Origin of the sequence: Kitasatospora sp. NPDC088783 (assembly GCF_044750705.1) — a bacterium.
Taxonomy (GTDB): domain Bacteria; phylum Actinomycetota; class Actinomycetes; order Streptomycetales; family Streptomycetaceae; genus Kitasatospora; species Kitasatospora fiedleri.
Map to the genome: position 1 here is coordinate 137,469 of NZ_JBIVKJ010000003.1, position 20,767 is coordinate 158,235.

Annotated in this window: 20 protein-coding genes; all 20 read right to left on the minus strand. The window is 71.6% G+C overall.

The window, feature by feature from the left end:
- Positions 1–68: 68 nt before the first annotated feature.
- The 20 genes from ACIP60_RS09155 to thrB all read right to left on the minus strand — a co-directional run bounded on the left by ACIP60_RS09155 (position 69) and on the right by thrB (position 20,669).
- Positions 69–569, minus strand: a complete 501-nt coding sequence (locus tag ACIP60_RS09155) for a DUF2550 domain-containing protein (RefSeq protein ID WP_199528111.1) — start codon at positions 567–569, stop codon at positions 69–71.
- A 123-nt stretch (positions 570–692) separates the two neighbouring features.
- Positions 693–1,076 carry a F0F1 ATP synthase subunit epsilon gene (locus tag ACIP60_RS09160; protein ID WP_100836339.1) on the minus strand — a complete coding sequence of 128 codons (384 nt, stop codon included), beginning with the start codon at positions 1,074–1,076 and terminating at the stop codon, positions 693–695.
- Between the two features lie 216 nt (positions 1,077–1,292).
- Positions 1,293–2,747: a F0F1 ATP synthase subunit beta gene (gene atpD, locus ACIP60_RS09165; protein WP_111554259.1), complete on the minus strand. Its 1,455-nt coding sequence runs from the start codon at positions 2,745–2,747 to the stop codon at positions 1,293–1,295.
- Between the two features lie 2 nt (positions 2,748–2,749).
- A complete protein-coding gene (locus ACIP60_RS09170) occupies positions 2,750–3,664 on the minus strand; it encodes a F0F1 ATP synthase subunit gamma (RefSeq protein ID WP_111554258.1) in 915 nt (304 codons plus the stop codon).
- A gap of 33 nt (positions 3,665–3,697) precedes the next feature.
- Positions 3,698–5,272 (minus strand): F0F1 ATP synthase subunit alpha, encoded by a 1,575-nt coding sequence (atpA, locus tag ACIP60_RS09175; RefSeq protein ID WP_033252986.1) that lies wholly within the window; start codon positions 5,270–5,272, stop codon positions 3,698–3,700.
- Between the two features lie 154 nt (positions 5,273–5,426).
- Positions 5,427–6,242 carry a F0F1 ATP synthase subunit delta gene (locus ACIP60_RS09180; RefSeq protein WP_400681780.1) on the minus strand — a complete coding sequence of 272 codons (816 nt, stop codon included), beginning with the start codon at positions 6,240–6,242 and terminating at the stop codon, positions 5,427–5,429.
- Positions 6,239–6,796, minus strand: a complete 558-nt coding sequence (locus ACIP60_RS09185; RefSeq protein ID WP_100836344.1) for a F0F1 ATP synthase subunit B — start codon at positions 6,794–6,796, stop codon at positions 6,239–6,241. The genes ACIP60_RS09180 and ACIP60_RS09185 overlap by 4 nt, the downstream gene beginning before the upstream one ends.
- Before the next feature lie 41 nt (positions 6,797–6,837).
- Positions 6,838–7,065 carry an ATP synthase F0 subunit C gene (gene atpE, locus ACIP60_RS09190; protein ID WP_100836345.1) on the minus strand — a complete coding sequence of 76 codons (228 nt, stop codon included), beginning with the start codon at positions 7,063–7,065 and terminating at the stop codon, positions 6,838–6,840.
- An 80-nt stretch (positions 7,066–7,145) separates the two neighbouring features.
- Positions 7,146–7,958: a F0F1 ATP synthase subunit A gene (atpB, locus tag ACIP60_RS09195; RefSeq protein WP_370447609.1), complete on the minus strand. Its 813-nt coding sequence runs from the start codon at positions 7,956–7,958 to the stop codon at positions 7,146–7,148.
- Positions 7,959–8,237: 279 nt separating this feature from the next.
- Complete coding sequence (locus ACIP60_RS09200; RefSeq protein ID WP_100836347.1) at positions 8,238–8,660, minus strand: hypothetical protein; 423 nt, start codon at positions 8,658–8,660, stop codon at positions 8,238–8,240.
- 285 nt (positions 8,661–8,945) lie between these two features.
- Positions 8,946–10,322, minus strand: coding sequence for an MraY family glycosyltransferase (locus tag ACIP60_RS09205; RefSeq protein ID WP_400681783.1), 1,377 nt, complete (start codon positions 10,320–10,322; stop codon positions 8,946–8,948).
- Between the two features lie 162 nt (positions 10,323–10,484).
- The gene (gene glyA / locus ACIP60_RS09210; RefSeq protein ID WP_400681785.1) at positions 10,485–11,747 is read right to left on the minus strand and encodes a serine hydroxymethyltransferase; all 1,263 of its coding nucleotides are present in this window, start codon (positions 11,745–11,747) and stop codon (positions 10,485–10,487) included.
- Positions 11,748–11,912: 165 nt separating this feature from the next.
- The gene (locus ACIP60_RS09215) at positions 11,913–12,569 is read right to left on the minus strand and encodes a protein-tyrosine-phosphatase (protein ID WP_400682643.1); all 657 of its coding nucleotides are present in this window, start codon (positions 12,567–12,569) and stop codon (positions 11,913–11,915) included.
- Between the two features lie 14 nt (positions 12,570–12,583).
- Positions 12,584–13,231 carry an L-threonylcarbamoyladenylate synthase gene (locus ACIP60_RS09220; protein WP_100836350.1) on the minus strand — a complete coding sequence of 216 codons (648 nt, stop codon included), beginning with the start codon at positions 13,229–13,231 and terminating at the stop codon, positions 12,584–12,586.
- 75 nt (positions 13,232–13,306) lie between these two features.
- Positions 13,307–14,173 (minus strand): peptide chain release factor N(5)-glutamine methyltransferase, encoded by an 867-nt coding sequence (gene prmC / locus ACIP60_RS09225; protein WP_111554252.1) that lies wholly within the window; start codon positions 14,171–14,173, stop codon positions 13,307–13,309.
- Between the two features lie 24 nt (positions 14,174–14,197).
- The gene (gene prfA / locus ACIP60_RS09230) at positions 14,198–15,274 is read right to left on the minus strand and encodes a peptide chain release factor 1 (protein ID WP_400681789.1); all 1,077 of its coding nucleotides are present in this window, start codon (positions 15,272–15,274) and stop codon (positions 14,198–14,200) included.
- A gap of 135 nt (positions 15,275–15,409) precedes the next feature.
- Positions 15,410–15,634: a 50S ribosomal protein L31 gene (gene rpmE / locus ACIP60_RS09235; protein WP_033214688.1), complete on the minus strand. Its 225-nt coding sequence runs from the start codon at positions 15,632–15,634 to the stop codon at positions 15,410–15,412.
- 124 nt (positions 15,635–15,758) lie between these two features.
- Entirely contained in the window at positions 15,759–16,910 is a 1,152-nt protein-coding gene (locus tag ACIP60_RS09240; protein WP_400681791.1) for an LCP family protein, read from the minus strand.
- A gap of 142 nt (positions 16,911–17,052) precedes the next feature.
- Complete coding sequence (gene rho, locus ACIP60_RS09245) at positions 17,053–19,212, minus strand: transcription termination factor Rho (protein ID WP_400681793.1); 2,160 nt, start codon at positions 19,210–19,212, stop codon at positions 17,053–17,055.
- 515 nt (positions 19,213–19,727) lie between these two features.
- Complete coding sequence (thrB, locus tag ACIP60_RS09250) at positions 19,728–20,669, minus strand: homoserine kinase (RefSeq protein WP_400681796.1); 942 nt, start codon at positions 20,667–20,669, stop codon at positions 19,728–19,730.
- Between the last annotated feature and the right edge of the window lie 98 nt (positions 20,670–20,767).

Sequence of the window (20,767 nt, forward strand, 5' to 3'; positions counted from 1 at the left end):
CGTCGCTACGCGACGTTGACCCGTCCCCCAGCCTTCGGCCGGGGGCGCCCCCACCAGCGGGCCCGTCGCTACGCGACGTTGACCCGCTGTCCGGGCGGCGCCGCCTCCAGCCAGGCCAGGAAGCCGGTCAGCGCGTCGTCGCTCATCGCCAGCTCCAGCGGGGCGCCCTTGTGCAGGCAGCGCAGCACCACCGAGCCCGAGAGCAGGGCGAGTTCCTCCTGGCCCTGCGGGTAGCGCCGGCCCAGCACCTCGATCTCGGTGCGCGGCAGCACCCGGCGCGGCCGGGGGGCGTAGGAGAAGACCCGGAACCACTCGATCGAGTCGCCGCTGTAGCGGCCGATACCAAAAACCCACCCCTTGCCGTCGGTCTGCGGGACCGGGGCGGAGGTGGGTTGGCCGTTCTCGTCGAGATCCGGCTGCGTGGAGGCGTCGGCCGGCATTTTCAACCGGTAGGAGCAGTCGAAGGTGCCGCCCACCCGCTGGATGAGGCGGCGGCGCACCGCGAAGCCGACCAGCCCGGCGATGGCCAGGACCACCACCACCGCGCACACCACAAGGGCGAGGACCATGCTCACCTACCTCCTCGCTGCTTCCCGGTGGCGGCCGACCCACGGCCGCTCATTCCTACCAACTGATACGACAGTCCCGGGGTCACGCTCCAGGCGTCCCCGGGACCGTCGCTGAGACCAGGCTCAGTGGTGCGCCTTCAACCCGCCGGCGGCGAGCAGGCGGACCTCGGCGCGGCGCTCGGCGTGCGAGTCGGCCTCGGTCTTGGCGTTCTCCAGCGCCCGCTCGGCCCGGGCGACGTCGATCTCGTCGGCCAGCTCGGCGATCTCGGCGAGGATCGACAGCTTGTTGTCGGCGAACGAGATGAAGCCGCCGTGCACCGCGGCCACGACAGTGCCCTGGTCGGCGGTGCGGATGGTGACCGGGCCGGTCTCCAGCACGCTCAGCACCGGGGTGTGGCCGGGCATGATGCCGGTGTCACCGGAGGCCGTACGGGCGACGACGATGGTGGCCGCACCGGACCACACCTTGCGGTCGGCTGCGACCAGCTCGACGTGCAGCTCAGCCAACGTGGGCTCCTTGGCTCTTGCCGGCCATCGGACGCCCGGGCGAACGGGCGGCGATCTCGGCAGTTTCGGTAAGAATAACGGTCACGCGCCCCCGGAACGAAACCAGGGGCCCGTAAATGACCGGGATCACAGCAGATCCAGCGGTGAGGGGTGGCCCCCGACGAGAGCCGGGGACCACCCCTCAACGGTTCGGTCTGCCGTGCAACCGGCCTGCGGTTACTTCTTCAGCAGCTCGGCGGCGTTGCGCTCGAGGTCGTCGATGCCACCGCACATGAAGAACGCCTGCTCCGGGACGTGGTCGTACTTGCCGTCCGCGATCGCGTTGAAGGCCTCGATGGTCTCCGACAGCGGCACGGTCGAACCGTCCACACCGGTGAACTGCTTCGCCACGTAGGTGTTCTGCGAGAGGAAGCGCTCGATGCGGCGGGCCCGCTGCACCGTGATCTTGTCCTCCTCGGACAGCTCGTCGATGCCGAGGATCGCGATGATGTCCTGGAGGTCCTTGTACTTCTGCAGGATCCCCTTGATGCGGACGGCCGTGTCGTAGTGGAGCTGCGTGATGTACCGCGGGTCGAGGATGCGGGACGTGGAGTCCAGCGGGTCGACGGCCGGGTAGATGCCCTTCTCCGAGATCGGGCGCGACAGCACGGTGGTCGCGTCCAGGTGGGCGAAGGTGGTGGCCGGCGCCGGGTCGGTCAGGTCGTCCGCGGGGACGTAGATCGCCTGCATCGAGGTGATCGAGTGACCGCGGGTCGAGGTGATGCGCTCCTGGAGGAGGCCCATCTCGTCGGCCAGGTTCGGCTGGTAGCCCACCGCGGAGGGCATGCGGCCGAGCAGGGTCGACACCTCGGAACCGGCCTGGGTGAACCGGAAGATGTTGTCGATGAAGAGGAGCACGTCCTGCTTCTCGACGTCGCGGAAGTACTCCGCCATGGTCAGCGCGGAGAGCGCGACCCGCAGGCGGGTGCCCGGCGGCTCGTCCATCTGGCCGAAGACCAGCGCGGTCTTGTCCAGGACGCCCGAGTCGACCATCTCGTCGATGAGGTCGTTGCCCTCACGGGTGCGCTCGCCGACACCGGCGAACACCGACACACCACCGAAGTTCTCGGCGACGCGGTAGATCATCTCCTGGATGAGCACGGTCTTGCCGACGCCGGCGCCACCGAACAGGCCGATCTTGCCACCGGTGACGTACGGGGTGAGCAGGTCGATGACCTTGATGCCGGTCTCGAACATCTCGGTCTTGGACTCGAGCTCGGAGAAGTTCGGGGCCTTGCGGTGGATCGGCCACTTGACCTCGACCTGGGCGTCGAACTCGGCCTTGTCGACGTTCAGCACCTCACCGAGGGCGTTGAACACCTTGCCCTTGGTGATCTGGCCGACCGGGACGGAGATCGCCGAACCGGTGTCGGTGACCTGCGAGCCGCGGACCAGGCCGTCGGTCGGCTGCATCGAGATGCCGCGGACCAGGCCGTCGCCGAGGTGCTGGGCGACCTCGAGGGTCAGGGTCTTCCTGCCCGTGCCGTCGGGGTTGTCCACCTCGACGTGCAGGGCGTTGAACATGTCGGGAATCGCGTCGACGGGGAACTCCACGTCGACGACCGGGCCGATGACCCGGGCGACGCGGCCCGTGGCCAGTCCGGCGCCCGTCGGCTCAACAGTGGTGGTCATACTCATTCGCTCCCGCGGCTAGCGTCGGCGAGGGCGTTGGCACCGCCGACGATCTCGCTGATTTCCTGGGTGATCTCGGCCTGTCGGGCCGAGTTGGCAAGCCGCGTGAGCGACTTGATGAGCTCGCCGGCGTTGTCCGTCGCGCTCTTCATCGCGCGGCGGCGGGCGGCGTGCTCGGAAGCGGCCGACTGCAGCAGCGCGTTGTAGATCCGGCTCTCGACGTACCGCGGCAGCAGCGCGTCGAGGACGCCCTCCGCCGACGGTTCGAAGTCGTAGAGCGGGAAGATCTGGTCCTTGGCCGGCGTCGCGTCGCTGAGCTCGACCTCGTCGAGCCGCAGCGGCAGCAGGCGCCGGTCGATGGCGTTCTGCGTCAGCATCGACACGAACTCGGTCGACACCAGGTGCAGCTCGTCCACGCCGCCGGTCTCCGCGGTGAAGGCCTCGATCAGGTCCGCCGCGACCGTCTTGGCGTCTCCGTAGGTCGGCTTGTCGGAGAAGCCGGTCCAGGAGTTCGCCACCGCCAGGTTGCGGAAGCCGTAGTAGCCCACGCCCTTGCGGCCGACGATGTACGTGACCACTTCCTTGCCCTCTTCGCGGAGGCGGGCGGCGAGCGCCAGCGACTGCTTGATGGCGTTGGTCGAGTAGCCGCCCGCCAGGCCGCGGTCCGCCGTGATCAGCAGGACGGCCGCGCGCTGCGCGTTCGGGTTCTCGGTGGTCAGCGGGTGCTTCGCGGTGGACCGGGTGGCCACCGCGGTCACCGCGCGGGTGAGCTCGTCGGCGTACGGAGTGGAGGCGGCCACCGCGCGCTGCGCCTTGACGATGCGCGACGCGGAGATCATCTCCATCGCCTTGGTGATCTTCTTCGTCGCGGTGACGGAGCGGATGCGGCGCTTGTAGACCCGAAGCTGTGCTCCCATTGGGTCGTTACGTCCTTTCCCTCGCTACCGGACTCAGGCCTGCTCGGAGAGCAGCTTGCCGTCAGCCGTGGTGAAGCCCTGCTTGAAGGACGTGATCGCGGCGGTCAGCGCGTCGATGGTGCCCTGCTCCAGCAGGCCGGTCTCGACGATGCCGGCCAGGATGCCCTTGTGCTCCAGGCGGACGTTGTCCAGGAACTCGCGCTCGAAGCGGCGGATCTCCGCCACCGGGACGTCGTCCAGCTGACCGGTGGTGCCGGCCCAGATGGAGACGACCTGCTCCTCGACCGGGAACGGCTGGTACTGGCCCTGCTTCAGCAGCTCGACCATGCGCGCACCGCGCTCCAGCTGGGCCTTGGAGGCCGCGTCCAGGTCGGAACCGAAGGCGGCGAACGCCTCCAGCTCACGGTACTGGGCGAGGTCCAGGCGCAGGCGGCCGGCGACCGAGCGCATCGCCTTGATCTGGGCGGAGCCACCGACGCGGGAGACCGAGATGCCGACGTTCACGGCCGGGCGGATGCCGGCGTTGAACAGGTCGGACTCCAGGAAGCACTGGCCGTCGGTGATCGAGATGACGTTGGTCGGGATGTACGCCGAGACGTCGTTGGCCTTGGTCTCGATGATCGGCAGACCGGTCATCGAGCCGCCGCCGAGGGCGTCGTTCAGCTTGGCGCAGCGCTCCAGCAGGCGGGAGTGCAGGTAGAAGACGTCACCCGGGTACGCCTCGCGGCCCGGCGGGCGGCGCAGCAGCAGGGAGACGGAGCGGTAGGCCTCGGCCTGCTTCGACAGGTCGTCGAAGACGATGAGGACGTGCTTGCCGTCGTACATCCACTCCTGGCCGATGGCCGAACCGGTGTACGGGGCGAGGTACTTGAAGCCGGCCGGGTCGGAGGCGGGAGCGGCCACGATGGTGGTGTACTCCAGCGCGCCGGCCTCCTCCAGGGCGCCGCGGACGGACGCGATGGTGGAGCCCTTCTGGCCCACGGCGACGTAGATGCAGCGGACCTGCTTCTCCGGGTCGCCCGAGCGCCAGTTGTCGCGCTGGTTGATGATCGTGTCGACGGCGACGGCGGTCTTGCCGGTCTGGCGGTCACCGATGATCAGCTGGCGCTGGCCGCGGCCGATCGGGGTCATCGCGTCGATCGCCTTGATACCGGTCTGCAGCGGCTGCTTGACCGACTTGCGGGCCATGACGCCGGGGGCCTGCAGCTCCAGGGCGCGGCGGCCGGTGGCCGCGATCTCGCCCAGGCCGTCGATCGGGTTGCCCAGCGGGTCCACGACACGGCCGAGGTAGCCGTCGCCGACCGGGACGGAGAGGACCTCGCCGGTGCGCTGCACCGTCTGGCCCTCCTCGATGCCCGAGAACTCACCGAGGACGACGACACCGATCTCGCGGGTGTCGAGGTTCAGCGCGAGGCCGAGGGTGCCGTCCTCGAACTTCAGCAGCTCGTTGGCCATGACCGAGGGCAGGCCCTCGACCTTGGCGATACCGTCCATGGCCTCGGTGACCGTGCCGACCTCTTCACGCGAGGCCGCGTCCGGCTGGTACGACTGGACAAAGTCGGCCAGCGCGTCCCGGATCTCCTCCGGACGGATCGTAAGCTCCGCCATCAGGCTTCCCTGCTCTCCTAGTTTGCGATCCTCGGCCCGCCATTGAGGGCCGCAAGTGCTCGACTCTCGGCCGGGTCGGGTGAACCGGCCGTACGTTTTGCCGGCCCACCTGGTGTGGACCGACGCCCGACCGAGGGTCGGATAGTGCTGGTGCTCAGCCTTCGAGACCCTGGCGAGCGCCTTCCAGGCGGCTCGACACGGTGCCGTCGATGATCTCGTCGCCGATCTGCACCCGGACACCGCCCTGGACCGAGGGGTCCACGTCGATGTTCAGGTGGACCTGCCGCCCGTAGAGACCGGCCAGCGCGGCGGCGAGGCGGTCCTTCTGGCGGTCGGAGAGCGGGATCGCGGTGGTGACCAGGGCCACCACGCGGCCCCGCCGGGAGGCGGCGAGCTTGGAGTAGGTCTCCAGGCCACCTTCCAGGCTACGGCCCCGGGGGGCGGTGACCAGGCTGGTGACCAGGCGGACGGTGCCCGCGTTGGCGCGGCCGCCGAGGAGCCTGCGCACCAGCGCGGCCTTGGCGGCGGCGTCGGCCTTCGGTTCGGTCAGCGCGGCGCGCAGCTCGTGCGAGCCCGCCACCACCCGGCCGAACCGGAACAGCTCGTCCTCGACGTCGTCCAGCGCGCCCGCCCTGTCGGCGGCGATGACCTCGGCGTACGCGGCGAGCTGCTCGACCGCGTCGACCAGGTCGCGCGGGCCGGACCAGCGCGAGCGGACCAGGCCGGAGACCAGGTCGACGCTCTCGCCGGAGACCTGGCCGTTCAGCAGCGAGGCGGCCAGCTGGGCCTTGTCCTGACCGGACCGGGACGGATCGGTCAGCACCCGGCGCAGCGAGACCTCGCGGTCCAGCAGCGCGGTGACGGCGGTGAGTTCCCCGGCGAGCTTGGCCGCGTCCACCGAAGTGTTGTCGGTCAGGCTCTCCAGGTTCTCGCGGCCGGCGGCGAGTGCCTCACGGCTCGCGCCGATCACTTGGACGCACCCTGGGCAGCGGTGGCCTTGGACTCCAGCTCGTCCAGGAAGCGGTCGATGACACCGCTCTGGCGGGCGTGGTCCTCCAGGGACTCGCCGACGATGCGGGAGGCCAGCTGGGAGGCCAGCGAGCCGACGTCCTGGCGCAGGACCGCGGTGGCCTGCTTCTTGTCGGCCTCGATCTGGGCGTGGCCGGCGGCGACGATGGCCTCGCGCTGGCGCTGGCCCTCCTCGCGCATCTCGTTGATCAGGGCGGCGCCCTGCTCACGGGCGTGCTCGGTGATCCGCGCGGCCTCGTGGCGCGCCTCGGCGAGCTCGGCGCGGTACTGCTCCAGCAGGGCCTGGGCCTCGGCCTGAGCGGTCTCCGCGCGCTTCATGCCGCCTTCGATGGCGTCGCGGCGCTCTCCCAGCACCTTCTCGATGCTGGGGAGGAGCTTCTTGCCGAGGATGCCGAAGACGATGAAGAAGCAGAGCAGGCCGATGATGACCTCGGGCCACGCGGGGAGAAGAGGGTTCATCTTCTCTTCTGCCGCGAGGAGAACCTCGGGGGCCATATCAGAACCTTTCGTCGGAATTGGCTACCGGAACGTCCGGCTCAGGCGCCGTAGACGAACGGCATGACGATGCCGATCAGGGCGAGGGCCTCGGTCAGCGCGAAGCCGATGAACATGTTCGAGCGGATCAGGCCGGCAGCCTCGGGCTGACGGGCCATCGCCTGCACGCCGTTACCGAAGATCAGACCGACACCGATGCCGGGGCCGATCGCGGCGAGGCCGTAGCCGATGGAAGCGACGGAACCGGAAACCTCAGCGAGAGCGGACATCTCAGCTAATCCTTTGCGGGGATGGGATACCGGTGGGTGTTGGCCACCGGGAGTTCGGGGCGCGGCCGGGGCCGCGGGGCTCAGTGCGCCTCTTCCAGGGCACCGGCGATGTAGCTGCTGGCGAGCATCACGAAGATGTACGCCTGCAGGAACTGCACCAGCAGCTCGAAGGCGGTCAGGGCCGCGGCCACCACGAAGGACACCGAGCCGTACAGGGCGCCGATGCTGGGGCTCAGCAGGTACCACGAGGCCACCGAGAAGACGACGATCAGCAGGTGACCGGCGAACATGTTGGCGAAGGCTCGGACCGCGAGGGTGAAGGGGCGCACGAAGATGTTCGAGAAGAACTCGATCGGCACCAGGATGAACATGACCCAGCCCGGGATGCCCGACGGCCAGCAGAGGTTCTTCATGCCGCCGACGAAGCCGTGCTTCTTGAAGGTCAGCGTCATGTAGGTGATCCACACGATCGCCGCGAGCCCGACCGGGAACGCGATCCGCGACATCACCGGGAACTGGGCGAACGGGACGATGGACATGATGTTCATGATCCACACGAAGAAGAACATCGAGACCAGCATCGGGACGTACTTCTCGCCCTTCTTGCCGATCGTCTCCAGCACGATGCTCCGCTTGACGAAGTCGTACCCGATCTCGCCGACCAGCTGGAGCTTGCCCGGGAGCAGCTTCGGCTTGGCGAACGCGGCCCAGAAGAAGCCGACCACCAGCAGCGCACAGATGATCGACAGCAGCATCGGCTTGGTGAAGTCGACGCTCCCGACCGAGAAGATCGGCTTGAACTCGAACTCGTTCAGGCCGGGGGCGGGGAAGCCGCAGCCGGAGAAAAGGTGGCAACCGGCCTCGGAGGCGAGCTGGACGTCAGCACCCACCACAGACTCCTTCGTTCTGACGCATGGTTACGGCAACCTCGGTGTGTCGGCGTGGCCGTCGGCCACGGTGCGGCACTGGGACTAGTTGGATTTCTCGCTGACCCGGCGCGGCGCATATCCCCACCGCGGGATCTTCGAAAGCTTCGTGGAGCCGGGGGGCGATCCGTCCGATTCTCGGAGGGACCTGGCCGCTTCCCGTACTCCGCCGTCGGGACGGACGATAGCAGCCCGTCAGGAGGGCATAAACACCGCCCCCCTCGTGAGGGGGACGGTATGCCCCGCTCACGATTGACGCCCGGATTTCGGCTTGCCGTCGGGTTCCACGTAGAAGGTCTTGGCCTTCAGCCAGCCCCGCACCTGGAAGCCCATCCAGACGATCACCAGGCCGAGCAGCGAGAGGCCGAAGACCTTGTGGTCGAAGAAGGTGAGGTGCTTGGCCACCGCGAGCAGGACGCCGACCACCAGGATCTGAGTGGTGTAGACCAGCATCGCGACCGGCATCAGCATCTGCGGGTTGTTCCGGCCCAGCCGGTCGAGCGCGATCTGGCCGGCGCCGAAGAAGAGGATCACGACCACCGTCGCGAGCAGGGCACCGAGCAGACCCTTCCCCTGGGCGACGGCGAAGGCGATCGCCATGGCGACCACTCCGGCGACCGCAGTGGGGATTGCGGCGCCACGGAGGATCCGGGCGTCGTGGGACGGCATGTCGGCAACTCCGGCGGCATGTCGGAAACGGGGGGCAGAGACACGGGGGGTGCGCGGAACGCGCCGCGGACAGCCGCCTGGACGGCGCGTCCGTCGAGGGAGACCGACCAGGGACGGAAGTCCTCCACCTGTCAGGTCTTTCGGCGTGTTCTCGGTACTCGTGAACGGTATCACAAACTATTTGATGAGAGCTTTACCATGAAGGTGTGGTACCTGTCACACCAAGGGCGGACAAGTGCCTCCGAACGGGTGCCGCCGGACGGCCCAACGGGAACTGACCCTCCGTCAGGAGCGCCGCTCGCCGCGCTGCCCGGCCGCCGTGGCGCCCGTCCCGAGCCGTCCCAGCAGGGCCTTGTCCTCGGCCGACAGCTCGGCCATCGCGGCCGGCTCGGCGTTCTCGGCGTTCTCGGCGCTCTGCGCGCGCTCCGCCGACGCGACCGACTCCGCGGACCCCGCCGACGCGACCGGCTCCACCGCCTGCGCCCGGCCCGGCTCGCCGTCCCGGTAGCGGGGCGGCACGAAGGACTGGACGGCCCTGGGCGCGCGCGGCTTGAACCGCGGCATCAGCAGCACCGCGAGGCCGACCAGGCACAGGCCCGCCATGGTGAGCACCACCGCGCGGCCGGTGTTGGTGATCGACACCGCGACGGTGCCGAAGGCGATCAGCGCGGCCCAGAAGTACATGATCAGCACGGCCCGGCTGTGCGAGTGCCCGACCTCCAGCAGCCGGTGGTGCAGGTGCTGCTTGTCCGCCGCGAACGGCGACTTGCCCGCCCAGGTGCGGCGCACCACGGCCAGCAGCAGGTCGGCCAGCGGCAGCGCGATCACGGTCAGCGGCAGCAGCAGCGGGATGTAGATCGGCACCAGGGCGTGCACGGCGGTGGTCTGCGAACCGACCTGCTCGGTGATCAGGTCGGGGTCGACCCGGCCGGTGATCGAGATCGCCGCGACGGCCAGCATCAGGCCGAGCATCATCGAGCCGGAGTCGCCCATGAAGATCCGCGCCGGGTGCAGGTTGTGCGGCAGGAAGCCCAGGCACATGCCGATCAGCACCGCGGTGAACAGCGCGGCGGGCGCGGCGTCGTTGATCCCGTAGCCGAGCCAGAGCCGGTACGAGTAGAGGAAGAAGGCCATCGCGGCGATGCAGACCATGCCGGCGGCCAGGCCGTCCAGGCCGTCGATGAAGTTGACCGCGTTGACCATCACGACCACCAGCACGACCGAGATCAGCATGCCCTGGGTCGGGGTGACCGGGACCGAGCCGTAGCCGGGCACCGGGATGGCGATCACCGTGATGCCCTGCCAGACCATCACGCCGGCGGCGATCATCTGCCCGCCGAGCTTCACCAGCGCGTCCACGCCCCACTTGTCGTCCAGGACGCCCAGCACGAACATGATCCCGGCCCCGGAGAGCAGCGCCTTGATGTCCGCGCTCTGCACGAACAGCCGCCCGAGGTTGGTCAGTTGGGACGCCGCCAGCAGGCCGGCCAGCAGGCCGCCGAACATCGCGATGCCGCCGAGCCGCGGCGTGGGCTCGCGGTGCACGTCGCGCGCCCGGACGGCGGGCATCGCGCCGGCCGCGATCGCGAACTTGCGGACCGGGCTGACCAGCAGGTAGGTCACCGCCGCCGAGACGAACATGACCAGCAGATACTCACGCACCACCGGCCTCCAGGGTCGCGCTCGGACGGACGAGTACGCAGGGTACTCCCGCGCTGGTTCGGGATTCGAGGTGCGTCGCCACGGACCACACCTTATTGACTCCGACGCCCGGGCCCCGCATCGCGGTTCTCCCCGACGGCCCCGAACCCTCCGCCGGGCCGCTCAGCGCCGCCCGGCGAAGGCCCGGGCCAGCTCCCGCACCCGGCCGCGCACCGGCTCCGGGCCGTCCCCGGCGAGCACCCGGCCGAGCAGGGCGCCGACCTCGCCGAGCTCCTCCTCGCCCATCCCCTGGGCCGCGCAGGTGCCGGTGCCCAGCCGGATGCCGGAGGTCTCGGTCGGCGGCGCCGGGTCGTACGGGACGGCGCACCGGCCGAGCAGCAACCCGGCCGCGGCGCAGCGGCGTTCGGCCTCCACGCCGGTCAGGCCGAGGGCCCGGACCGAGGCGGTCACCAGGTGGGTGTCGGTGCCGCCGGTGAGCGGCTGGGCCCCGGCCGCGGCCAGCGCGGCGGCCAGCGCCCGGGCGCCGGAGACCGCCCGCCGGACGTAGCCGGTGTGGGCGGGGGTGGCGGCCTGGGCCAGCGCGACCGCCTTGGCGGCCACCTCGTGCATCGCCGCCCCGCCCTGGGTGAACGGGAAGACCGCGCGGTCGATCCGGTCCGCCAGCTCGGCGGTGCACAGCAGCAGCCCGCCGCGCGGGCCGCGCAGCAGCTTGTGGGTGGTGGCGACGGTGACGTCCGCGTAGGGCACCGGGGAGGGGGCGGCGCCGGCCGCGACCAGGCCGGCGGTCTGTCCGGCGGCGGCGATCAGGTAGGCGTCCACCTCGTCGGCGATCTCCCGGAAGGCGGCCCAGTCGACGTGCCGCGGGTAGGAGATGCCGCCGGCCACGATCGCCTTCGGACGGTGCTCGCGGGCCAGGGCGCGGACCTGGTCGAGGTCGATCCGGCCGTCCTGCTCGCGCACCCCGTAGCCGTGGAAGCGGAACCAGCGGCCGGAGAAGTTGGCCCGCGAGCCGGCGCTGAGGTGGCCGCCGTGCTCCAGCGACATGGCGAGCACCGCGTCGCCCGGCCGCAGCAGCGCGGCGTAGGCCGCCAGCATCGCCGAAGTCCCGGAGCGGGGCTGGACGTTGGCGTGCGGGGCGGCGAACAGTTCGCGGGCCCGGTCGATCGCCAGCAGTTCCACGGTGTCGGCGGGCGCGCAGCCGGTGTGGTGCCGGCGGCCCGGGTAGCCCTCGGCGTACTTGTCGGCCAGCGGGCCGGACAGCGCGGCCAGGACGGCGGGGGTGGCCAGGTTCTCCCCGGCGAGCAGTTGCAGCGAGTCCGCCCGGCGCTCGGCCTCGGCGGTGAGCAGGTCGGCGATCAGCGGGTCGGCGGTGCGCAGGGCCTCCGCGGCCTCCCAGTGGACGGATGGGGCGTCGGCGACCGTCATGGTGCGGCTCCAGGCTGCGGTGCGGGCAGGTCCTTCCAGCGTAGGTCGGCCCCCACCGCCCGGCCCGCCCGAACGCGCGGGCTTGCGCCTTTCCGGTTGCCGCCATCGCCTGCGCACGCAGTCTTCACAAATCCCCCACGGAAACTTTAGTGGAGGGCGCTCAACTCAGCGGGCCACGCCCGTCAGGGCGGTCACCACCGGGTCCAGCGCGTCGAATATCTCCTCGCCGCAGTTGCGGAACATCCCGATCGGCGCCCCGTAAGGGTCCCTCAGCTCGTCGAACTCGGGTGCGGAGGCCAGCAGCCAGCCGCGCAGGGCGGCGGCCGAGCGGACCAGCGCGCGGGCGCGCTCGGTCAGCCGCGCGCCGTCCCGGGGGTCCGGCAGGGTGCGCGGGTCGACCCTTTGCACCAGACGGGTGAACTCCTTGATGGTGAAGGTGCGCAGTCCCGCCGCGTGGCCCATCGAGATGACCTGCGCCCGGTGGTCCAGGGTCGCGGTCAGCACCAGGTCGGCGTCGATCACGTGCTCGTCCAGCAGCTCCCGCCCGGCGAAGTCCGCGCTGTCCGCGCCGTACTCGCCGAGCACCGTCGCCGCGTGCGCCTCCATCGGGGCGCCCTCGTGGCCCCAGGTGCCGGCGCTCTCCACCACGATCCGGCGGCCGACCCGCACCCCGAGCCGGGAGTCCAGCTCCAGCCGGGCGAGCCGCTCGGCGATCGGCGAGCGGCAGACGTTCCCGGTGCAGACGAACAGGATGCGGAAGGTGTCCAGCGGGAGCGGCCCGGGCTCCGCGAAGGGGGCCCGGGTGCTCCGCGCTCCGTACAGGGGGGCGGCGGCGGTCAACTGCCGGCCTCCACGTCCGGAACGACCTCCCTCAGCTGCTCGACGCCGATCGCGCCCGCCCGCAGCACCACCGGCACCTTGCCGGTGACGTCGACGATGGTCGAGGGCGTGCCGTAGTCCGCCGTCCCGCCGTCCAGGTAGATCGACACCGCGTCGCCGAGCTGCGCCTCGGCCTCGTCGCAGGTGGACGGGGACGGGCCGCCGGTCTTGTTGCCGGAGGAGACCGCGAGCGGGCCGGTGGCGTTCAGCAGCTCCAGCGCGACCGGGTGCAGCGGCATCCGGACCGCGACGGTGCCCCGGGTCTCGCCCAGGTCCCAGCGCAGCGAGGGCTGGTGCCGGGCCACCAGGGTCAGGCCGCCGGGCCAGAAGGCGTCCACCAGTTCCCAGGCCTGCTCGGAGAAGTCGGTGACCAGCCCGTGCAGCGTGGTCGGCGAGCCGACCAGCACCGGCGAGGGCATGTTCCGGCCCCGGCCCTTGGCGTCCAGCAGGGCGGCGACCGCCTCCGGCGAGAAGGCGTCCGCGGCGATCCCGTACACCGTGTCGGTCGGCACCACCACCAACTCCCCGCGGCGGATCGCCGTGGCGGCCTCACGCAGCCCGCTCGCGCGGTCCTGGGCGTCGGAGCAGTCGTATCGGCGGCTCATCGGAGCAATCCCCTTCCGGTGGTGTCAGTGGTACTTACAGCGAAGCGCGACGGGCTGTGGTGCTGTGCCCGGTGTTCACAACGACGCCCTCCGGGCCGTGGTGAAGCGCGGCCGGTTGTTGAGGTCCCGGTGGTCGGCGGCGTCCGTCCAGCCGCCCTCCTCGCGGAAGATCCACGGGACCTGCCCGCCCTGGGTGTCCGCGTGCTCGATCACCACCGCGCCGCCGGGGCGCAGCAGCCGGGCGGCGACGCGTTCGATGCCGCGGATGGTGTCCAGGCCGTCCTCGCCGGAGAACAGCGACAGCTGCGGGTCGTGGTCGCGGGCCTCGGGGGCCACGTACTCCCACTCGGTGAGCGGGATGTACGGCGGGTTGCTGATCACCAGGTCGAACCGGCCGTCCCAGCCGCGGTCGTCGGCGAAGGCCAGGGTGGCGTCGCCCTGGTGCAGGTGGACCCGGGCGCGGTCGGGGCTGGCCTCGACGTTGCGGCGGGTGTAGGCGAGGGCGCCCTCGTCGAGTTCGAAGGCGTGCACGGTGGAGCGGGGCAGTTCCTGGGCCAGGGCCAGCGCGATCGCCCCGGAGCCGGTGCACAGGTCGACCACCAGCGGCTCGGCCACGTCCATCGCGCGGACCGCGTCTATCGCCCACTCGACCACCGACTCGGTCTCCGGCCGGGGGACGAACACCCCGGGGCCGACCTCCAGTTCGAGGTAGCGGAAGAACGCCCGTCCGGTGATGTGCTGGAGCGGCTCGCGCTGCTCGCGGCGGGAGACCGCCTCCCAGTACCGGGCGTCGAAGTCCCCGTCCGGCACGGTGTGCAGCTGGCTGCGCTTCACGCCGTGGGTGTGCGCCGCGAGTTCCTCCGCGTCGAAGCGCGGCGAGGGCACGCCGGCCGCGGCCAGGCGCTGGGTGGCCTGGGCCACCTCGGCGAGCAGCAGGTTCATACCCTCGGGCCCCTTAGCCTCGGCTCAGTTCTCCTGCGCGGCGGCCAGCTTGGCCGCGGCGTCGGCGTCCACGCAGGACTGGATCACCGCGTTGAGTTCGCCGTCCAGCACCTGGTCCAGGTTGTACGACTTGAACCCGGTGCGGTGGTCGGAGATGCGGTTCTCCGGGAAGTTGTACGTCCGGATCCGCTCGGAGCGGTCCACGGTGCGCACCTGGCTGCGGCGGGCGTCGGACGCCTCCCGCTCGGCCTCCTCCTGCGCGGCGGCCAGCAGCCGCGACCGCAGGATGCGCATCGCCTGCTCCTTGTTCTGCAGCTGGCTCTTCTCGTTCTGGCAGGACGCCACGATACCGGTCGGCAGGTGGGTGATCCGGACCGCGGAGTCGGTGGTGTTCACCGACTGCCCGCCGGGGCCGGAGGAGCGGTAGACGTCGATCCGCAGGTCGTTGGCGTGGATCTCCACCTCGACCTCCTCGGCCTCCGGGGTGACCAGCACGCCCGCGGCGGAGGTGTGGATCCGGCCCTGCGACTCGGTCGCGGGCACCCGCTGCACCCGGTGCACGCCGCCCTCGTACTTCAGCTGCGCCCAGACGCCGTGGCCCGGCTCCGGGTTGCCCTTGGTCTTGACCGCCACCGAGACGTCCTTGTAGCCGCCGAGGTCGGACTCGTTGGCGTCGATGATCTCGGTCTTCCAGCCCAGCCGCTCGGCGTAGCGCAGGTACATCCGGAGCAGGTCGCCGGCGAACAGCGCGGACTCCTCGCCGCCCTCGCCCGCCTTGACCTCCAGGATGACGTCCTTGTCGTCGTTGGGGTCGCGCGGCACCAGCAGCAGCCGCAGCTCCTCGGTCAGCTCCTCCTGGCGGGCCTCGGAGCTCTTCGCCTCGGCGATGAAGTCCGGGTCCTCCACGGCGAGCTCGCGCGCGGCGGCGATGTCCTCGCCGGCCTGCTTCCAGGCCAGGTACGTCCGGGTGATCGGGGTCAGCTCGGCGTACCGCTTGGCCAGCTTGCGGGCGTTCGCCTGGTCGGCGTGCACCGACGGGTCGGCCAGCCTCTTCTCGAGGTCGGCGTGCTCGACGAGGAGCTCTTCGACTGCCTCGAACATCGGTCTGTCCTACTTCCGTGAGTGTGCCGCAGCGGGGGTGGCGGGGGGAGCGAGAGGGGGGAGACGCGAACGGCGCCGGTCCGGAAGCCCCCGTGCACGAGCACGGGGACGTCCGAGACCGGCGCCGTGGAAGCGCTAGGCCTTGCCGCCGGAGAGCTTCTTGCCGAAGCGCGCCTCGAAGCGGGCCACGCGGCCACCGGTGTCCAGAATCTTCTGCTTGCCGGTGTAGAACGGGTGGCAGTTCGAGCAGACCTCGGCGCGGATCTCGCCGCTGGTCTCGGTCGAACGAGTGGTGAACTCGTTGCCGCAGGTGCAGGTCACCTTGGTGAGCACGTACTCCGGGTGAACGTTGGACTTCAAGGGATTCTCCTAGCTGATCGGGAGGGCACCGGGTCGGCGGACTGGGCAGCCGCTCGTGAACCGGGACCGACGGACCAGTGTGCCAGCACTGCCCGCTTCTTCCCAAACCGGGAGGCGGAGCCCGCTATTCCGCCCCCTCGAAGGCATCGGCGAGGGCGTCCGCGGAGGGCTCGGCCGAGGCACCGGCGGAGGCTCCCGCCCCGGCGCTCGCCGGGGCGGACGGGTCGGCCTGCGCCGGGTTGGCCGGCTGCTGCTGGAGCACCTGCGGCGGCACCGCCCGGTCGGCCCGCAGCGCCGCCCACAGCTGCTGGGCCTCCGGGTTGCTCGGGACCACCCGGTTGGGGTCGCTGACCGAGTACGCCACCGGCAGGGTGACCATGGTGAGCTGGTCCGGCCCGATCTTCTTGACGGTCTGCGCCATGCCGACCAGCGAGTTGACCGAGGCCAGGTCGGAGTCGGTGGTCAGCGAGCTGGTCAGCTTGTCGCCGAGCTGCCACATCGCCACCGGGTTGGAGCCCAGGCCGAGCGCGCCGACCTGCCCGAGCATCGCCCGGACCATCTCCTTCTGGAGCTCGATCCGGCCCAGGTCGCTGCCGTCGCCGACGCCGTGCCTGGTCCGGACGAAGGCCAGTGCCTGCTGCCCGCCCAGGTGGTGGGTGCCGGCGTCCAGGCGCAGGCCGCTGTCCTTGTCGTCGATCGGCACCGTGGTGGTGACGTCCACCCCGCCGATCGCGTCGATCAGCGCGGCGAAGCCGGTGAAGTCCACCTCGACGAAGTGGTCCATCCGCATCCCGGTGAGCTGCTCGGCGGTCTTCACCGCGCAGGCCGGGCCGCCGACCTCGTACGCGGAGTTGAACATCGCGCTGCGGACCGCGGCGACCTGCTTGCCGTCGTCGCCGGTGCAGGCCGGGCGGGGCACCAGGGTGTCGCGGGGTATCGAGACCACCGAGGCGGCGGTGTGCGCCTGGTTGACGTGCACCACCATCGCGGTGTCCGAGCGGGCGGTGTCGCCGGTGTCACCGCCCGCCAGGCTCCCGTTGGTGCCGGAGCGCGAGTCGGAGCCCAGCACCAGGACGTTGAACGCCCCGCCGGTGGAGGCGGGCGGCCGGGCGGTGCCCAGCTGCCCGGAGATGTCGACGCCGTGGATGTTCCGGTTCAGCTTCCAGTAGGCGATCCCGCCCAGTCCGGCCCCGACCAGGACGAGGCCGGCCAGCGCGAACAGCGCGATCCGCAGCCCGCGGCGGCGCGGGGTGCGGTGCTTGGTGTGCTCGGCCATATCGCCTCATTTCGCCCACAGTGCGACCTATCGAGCATAAGTGACGGACCGGTACGGTGATCGGTTTCCGGGCCGGGCCCGGGAAAGCGGCGGGCCCCGCACCGCCTGGCGGCGGTGCGGGGCCCGGGTGGTGCCACCGGTGTCAGTCGCCCGAACCGGGGGTGTTCTTGGCGATCTGCATCAGGAACTCGGCGTTCGACTTGGTCTGCTTCATCTTGTCCAGCAGCAGCTCGATCGCCTGCTGCGAGTCCAACGCGTGCAGCACCCGGCGGAGCTTCCAGGTGATGGCCAGCTCCTCGTGGCCGAGCAGGATCTCCTCCTTGCGGGTGCCGGAGGCGTCCACGTCGACGGAGGGGAAGATGCGCTTGTCCGAGAGCTTCCGGTCGAGCTTGAGCTCCATGTTGCCGGTGCCCTTGAACTCCTCGAAGATCACCTCGTCCATCCGCGAGCCGGTGTCGACCAGCGCGGTGGCCAGGATGGTCAGCGAGCCGCCGTTCTCGATGTTGCGCGCGGCGCCGAAGAACTTCTTCGGCGGGTACAGCGCGGTCGAGTCGACACCACCGGACAGGATGCGGCCGGAGGCGGGCGCGGCCAGGTTGTAGGCGCGGCCCAGGCGGGTGATGGAGTCCAGCAGGATCACCACGTCGTGGCCCAGCTCCACCAGGCGCTTGGCGCGCTCGATGGCGAGCTCGGCGACGGTGGTGTGGTCCTCGGCCGGGCGGTCGAAGGTCGAGGAGATGACCTCGCCCTTCACCGACCGCTGCATGTCGGTGACCTCCTCCGGACGCTCGTCCACCAGGACGACCATCAGGTGGCACTCGGGGTTGTTGTGGGTGATCGCGTTGGCGATCGCCTGCATGATCATGGTCTTGCCGGTCTTCGGCGGGGCCACGATCAGACCGCGCTGGCCCTTGCCGATCGGCGACACCAGGTCGATGATCCGGGTGGTCAGCACGCCCGGGTCGGTCTCCAGGCGCAGCCGCTCCTGCGGGTACAGCGGGGTCAGCTTGCCGAACTCGGGGCGGCCGCGGCCGCTGTCCGGGTCCATGCCGTTGACGGAGTCCAGCCGCACCAGGGCGTTGAACTTCTCGCGGCGCTCGCCGTCCTTGGGCTGGCGGACCGCGCCGGTGATGGCGTCGCCCTTGCGCAGGCCGTGCTTGCGGACCTGGGCCAGCGAGACGTAGACGTCGTTCTGGCCGGGCAGGTAGCCCGAGGTCCGGACGAAGGCGTAGTTGTCGAGGATGTCCAGGATGCCGGCGACCGGGATCAGGACGTCGTCGTCGCTCAGCGGGACCTCGGGGCCGCCCGCGCCCTCGAAGCCGTCGCGGCGGCGGCCCCGGCGGTCGCGGTAGCGGCCGCGGCGGCCGCGGCGCCCGTCGCCGAACTCGTCGTCGTCGTAGCCGCCCTGCTGCTGGCTGCCGCCCTGCTGCTGGGCGCCGCCGCCCTGCTGCTGGCTGCCGCCCTGCTGGCGGCCCTGGCCGCCGTCCTGCTGCTGGCCGCCGCCCTGCTGGCGGTCGGCGCGGTCGCGCTCGCGGCGGTTGCGGCGGTCCCGGCGGGACTCGCGCACCTCGTTGTCGTTGTCGGCCGCGGGGGCCTCGGCCCGCTCGGCGCGCTCGGGACGGTCGGCCCGCTCGGGACGGTCGGCCCGCTCGGGACGGTCGCCGCGCTCGCGGCGGTCCCGGCGCTCGCGGCGCTCGGCGCGGGCCTCGCCGTCGGCGGCGGCCGGGCGCTGCGCCTCGGCCTTGGCCTCGGCGGGGGCCTGCTCGGTGGCGGTGACGGCGCCGGGCTCGGCGGTCGGGGCGCCGGCCGCGGCGGTGGCCCGGCGGCGCGGGCGCTCGGCCCGGGCGGTGGCGGCCGCGGTCTCGGCGGCGGCCTGCACCGGGATCTCGATCTGCGCCTGCGGTTCGGCGGTGGCGGCGGCGCGGGTGCGGCGGGCCGCCCGCGGCGCGGCCGCCGATTCACCCTGCTCCTCGGCCGGGGCGGCCGGGGCGGCCTCGGTCTCGGCGGCCGGGGCGGCGGTCTTGGCGGTCTTCTTGGCGGCCGGAGCGGCGGCGCCGGAGGCGCCCGCGAGCAGCGGGTCCCCGCCGCTCTTCTCCTTGATCGCCTCGATCAGCTGGCTCTTGCGCAGCCGTCCGGTACCGCTGATCCCGAGGGACGAGGCGAGCTTCTGGAGCTCGGCCAGCACCAGGCCGTCCAGGCCGGCGGCGGCGGTACGACGACGGCGCGCCGGAGCCGCGGGGGCGGCTGCGTCCGACGCCTCGGCGTCCGGGCGCGCGCCCATCAGATCGGTGGTGTCGCTCACTAAGGGTCCTTCCCTGGAGCGGACGTCGGCCTGTCTGGCACGGCGACCGGTTGTGCTGTCCTGGCCGGCGTCTCTTCGCGCTGGTCAGGGGCTGGATTCCCGCGGGAGGCTGGTCCTCCCGGGGAGCTGCGGAGTGCGGTGCACTGTGGTGCGAAGCGGCGCGGACGGCCGGGTTTCTGGTGCCGACCTCGCTGCGCCTTGTTCGATGCCCGGGCCCCCGTCGCGCGGCGGCGGCGCGGGCCCCGCCCGGCCTGGCCTCAGTGCGGAGGCTGGAGGGGGGAGTCCGGTGCCGTCACGGCTTCGGGATGGGCCCCACTTGCGCAGGCAGGCTGCGTACGCGGTGTGGCGAGCTCCCGGAGAATCGTGCTCCCGAGCTTCCGGCCCCCGTGCGGACGGGGGAACGGGATCGGGATGCGTCGCACCGGCGCCCGGAGGGCATCTGGTGCAGCAATGAGGTTAACACTACCTACCCCCTGACACATTCCCCAGCCCTTTGCTTGTCAATCGTGTCCGTCTCACATGTCGAGCGGCAGGACGGTCGCCCCGGTGCGGTCCAGCTCCAGCCGGTGCGCCGCGAACTGCGCACCTGCGCCGTACCCGCGGTCGCCGGCGGCGAACTCCATCACCCTGCCGACGTGGGCCTCGTCGGTGAGGGCGAGCACGGTCGGTCCGGCACCCGAGATGACGGCGGGGACGCCCTCGGTGCGCAGGGCGGCGACCAGGGCCGCGCTGTCCGGCATCGCGGAGGCCCGGTAGTCCTGGTGCAGGCGGTCCTCGGTGGCGGTGAGCAGCAGCTCCGGGCGGCGGGTGAGCGCCTCGACCAGCAGGGCCGCGCGGCCCGCGTTGACCGCGGCGTCGGACAGCGGCACGGTCTTGGGCAGCAGGCCGCGGGCGGTCTCGGTGAGCACCTCGGTGGACGGGATGAACACGACCGGCACGACCCGGTCGGACGGGTCCAGGGTGATGGTGCGGGCGCCGTCGTCCTCGGTCCAGGCGACGGTGAAGTTGCCGCGCAGGCAGGCCGCGACGTTGTCCGGGTGGCCCTCCAGCTCGGAGGCGAGGGCGAGCAGCGCGTCGTCGCCGAGCGCGGAGGCGCCGCCGATGGTGACGGCGCGGGCGGCGACGATGCCGGCGCAGATCGCGGCGGACGAGGAGCCCAGGCCGCGGCCGTGCGGTATGCGGTTGGCGCAGACCACTTCGAGGCCGCGGGGCTGGCCGCCGAGCCGGTCGAAGGCGGCCCGCATCGCGCGGACCACCAGGTGGCGCTCGTCGCGGGCGAGGTCCTCGGAGCCCTCGCCGGCGATGTCCACGGTCAGGCCGGAGTCGGCGACCCGGACCACCACGTCGTCGTAGAGCCCCAGGGCGAGGCCGAAGGCGTCGAAGCCGGGGCCGAGGTTGGCGCTGGTCGCGGGGACGCGGACCCGGACGGCGGCGGCGCGGAACGCGGGACCGGCCATGCGGTGGACACACTCCTGAACGGTGGGGGGAGAGGCCCGGACGACGGGGCCTGCGGTGGTACGTGGCGGCGGGGTCTCGAAAGGGGCGCGCAGCATGG